This window comes from Sphingomonas parva (ex Maeng et al. 2020) (assembly GCF_004564275.1).
Lineage (GTDB): Bacteria > Pseudomonadota > Alphaproteobacteria > Sphingomonadales > Sphingomonadaceae > Allosphingosinicella > Allosphingosinicella parva.
This window is the reverse complement of sequence record NZ_SPDV01000037.1, coordinates 37,501-38,577: the sequence shown is the minus strand read 5'-3', so window position 1 is coordinate 38,577 and position 1,077 is coordinate 37,501. Positions and strand designations below refer to the sequence as shown.

Sequence of the window (1,077 nt, the reverse complement as noted above, 5' to 3'; positions counted from 1 at the left end):
CGAGTTCCAGATTTGTCGTTGGTGGTGTGGATTCTCAAGCGTGAGGTAAGGGCAATTGGTGGATGCCTTGGCATACACAGGCGATGAAGGACGTGGCACGCTGCGATAAGCTGCGGTGAGGTGTGAGCAACCTTTGACCCGCAGATTTCCGAATGGGGAAACCCACCTTCACCATTTAATTCTAGCTGAGCCGCTCGGCGGCACGCTTCATGCGTGTCGGTGAGAGGCTAGGTTGGAATTAGATGGGTTAGAGGTATCACTAAGCTGAATAAAATAGGCTTTGGTGAAGCGAACCCGGGGAACTGAAACATCTCAGTACCTGGAGGAAAAGACATCAACCGAGATTCCGTTAGTAGTGGCGAGCGAACGCGGACCAGGCCAGTGCCTGATATTCAACTAGCAGAACACTTTGGAAAGAGTGGCCGGAGCGGGTGACAGCCCCGTATGCGAAAGTGATGTATCAGGCCTCGAGTAGGGCGGGACACGTGTAATCCTGTCTGAACATGGGGGGACCACCCTCCAAGCCTAAATACTCGTGTATGACCGATAGCGAACAAGTACCGTGAGGGAAAGGTGAAAAGCACCCCGATGAGGGGAGTGAAACAGTACCTGAAACCGGTTGCCTACAAGCAGTGGGAGCTCCCTTGAGGAGTGACCGCGTACCTCTTGCATAATGGGTCAGTGACTTAATGTATCGAGCAAGCTTAAGCCGATAGGTGTAGGCGCAGCGAAAGCGAGTCTGAATAGGGCGAATTGAGTTCGATGCATTAGACCCGAAACCCGGCGATCTAGGCATGACCAGAGTGAAGGTGGGGTAACACCCACTGGAGGCTCGAACCGATTACCGTTGAAAAGGTACCGGATGAGTTGTGTTTAGGGGTGAAAGGCCAATCAAGCCGGGAAATAGCTGGTTCTCCGCGAAAACTATTGAGGTAGTGCCTCGGACGAACACCTTGGGGGGTAGAGCACTGGATGGGCTAGGGGGTCGCGAGACCTACCAAACCTAACCAAACTCCGAATACCCAAGAGTGATATCCGGGAGACAGACGGCGGGTGCTAAGGTCCGTCGTCAAAAGG

1 rRNA gene (only partly in view) is annotated in these 1,077 nt (G+C 53.4%); it reads left to right on the top strand.

The features are described from left to right. The first annotated feature begins 35 nt into the window (after positions 1 to 35). Positions 36 to 1,077, top strand: a 23S ribosomal RNA gene (locus E2493_RS16725) (it continues 1,787 nt past the right edge of the window).